This is a genomic window from Streptococcus suis (genome assembly GCF_002960625.1).
Taxonomy (GTDB): Bacteria; Bacillota; Bacilli; order Lactobacillales; family Streptococcaceae; genus Streptococcus; species Streptococcus suis_T.
Genome location: NZ_POJH01000046.1, coordinates 1 through 2,126, shown reverse-complemented (window position 1 = coordinate 2,126; position 2,126 = coordinate 1). Strand labels below are relative to the sequence as shown.

Sequence of the window (2,126 nt, the reverse complement as noted above, 5' to 3'; positions counted from 1 at the left end):
GTTCACTATGTAACGACTGACGGAACTGTTCTCCAAGCACCTGTTACAGACACACCAGAAACTTCAACAGGTACTCCATATGACACAACAGATGTTAAGCCAGAAACTATCACTACAGCAGATGGCAAGACCTACAAACTTGTTCCAGCCCTTACAAAAGGTTCTGAAACAGGCGATGTTGTTCCAGGCGTAACTGAAGTAACTTATGTTTACGAAGAAGTGAAAGGTGACGTTGTTGTTAACTATGTAAACACTGCAGGTGAAGTGATCGCTCCACAAGTAGTTGATACCAAGACAACTTCAACAGGTACTGCTTACGACACAACTGACAACAAACCAGCTAAGATTACAACTGAAGATGGCACAGTTTACTACTACAAAGAAGTAGACGCTAAGTCAGCTACTGAAACTGGTAAGGTTGTAGAGGGAACTACTGAAATCACTTACGTTTACGAGCAAGCAGGTAACGTTGTTGTTAACTACACACTCGCAGACGGTACAGTGATCAAGACACCTGTCAAGGACGAAACAAACGCTAAGCCAGGTTCTGAGTACAACACAACAGACAACAAGCCAGAAACAATCACAACTGAAGATGGTAAGACTTACAAACTTGTTCCATCTGCAACAATCGGTAACGAAAACGGTACTGTTGAAGCAGGTAAGACAACAGAAGTAACTTACATCTACGAAGAAGTGAAAGGTAACGTTGTTGTTGAGTACTACAACACTGCAGGTGAGAAGATCGCTACTGATGTTGAAGATACACCAGCTTCATCAACAGGTACAGCTTACTCAACTCTTGACAACAAACCAGAAACAATCACTGCAGCAGACGGCACAGTTTACTACTACAAAGAAGTGAAAGCTGACTCAGCAGCTGAAACAGGTGATGTGGTTGAAGGTACGACAACAGTTAAATACGTTTACGAGCCAGCAGGTTCAGTAACCGTTAACTATGTGACAACTGATGGTACAGTGATCAAGTCTCCAGTTAAGGATGAAGAAAACGCTGAACCAGGTAAGACATACTCAACAGAAGATAACAAACCAACGACTATCACAACAGAAGATGGTAAGACATACAAACTTGTTCCAAACGCAACTAAAGGTGAAGAGAACGGTACAGTAACTTCTGGTGAAGACAAGCAAGTCACTTACGTTTACGAAGAAGTGAAAGGTTCAGTTGTCGTTAACTACGTAACAACTGACGGTACAGTTATCCAAGCACCTGTTACAGACACACCAGAAACTTCAACAGGTACTCCATACGACACAACAGATGTTAAGCCAGAAACAATCACAACTGCAGACGGCAAGACATACAAACTTGTTCCAAGCCTTACAAAAGGTTCTGAAACAGGCGATGTTGTTCCAGGTGTAACTGAAGTAACTTATGTTTACGAAGAAGTAAAAGGTGACGTTGTTGTTAACTATGTAAACACTGCAGGTGAAGTGATCGCTCCACAAGTAGTTGATACGAAGACAACTTCAACAGGTACTGCTTACGACACAACTGACAACAAACCAGCTAAGATTACAACTGAAGATGGCACAGTTTACTACTACAAAGAAGTAGACGCTAAGTCAGCTACTGAAACTGGTAAGGTTGTAGAAGGCACTACTGAAATCACTTACGTTTACGAGCCAGCAGGTTCAGTAACCGTTAACTATGTGACAACTGATGGTACAGTAATCAAGTCTCCAGTTAAAGATGAAGAAAATGCTGAACCAGGTAAGACATACTCAACAGAAGATAACAAACCAACGACTATCACAACAGAAGATGGTAAGACATACAAACTTGTTCCAAGTGCAACTACAGGCGAAGAGAACGGTACAGTAACTTCTGGTGAAGATAAGCAAGTCACTTACGTTTACGAAGAAGTGAAAGGTTCAGTTGTTGTTAACTACATCGATACTGAAGGTAACGTTATCAAAGCTCCTGTAACAGATACTCCATCTACATCAACAGGTACAGCTTACGATACAACTGATAACAAACCAACAACAATCACAACTGAAGACGGTACAACTTATGAGCTTGTTCCAGTCCTTACAAAAGGTTCTGAAACTGGTACAGTTGTAGAAGGTGAAACAGTTGTTACTTACGTTTACCGTAAGGT

Annotated in this window: 1 protein-coding gene; it reads left to right on the top strand. The window is 41.3% G+C overall.

What is annotated here, in order from left to right; all coding sequences use genetic code 11:
* On the top strand, positions 1–2,126 hold a 2,126-nt coding region (locus C1G49_RS09960), incomplete at both ends, for a MucBP domain-containing protein (protein WP_193433998.1).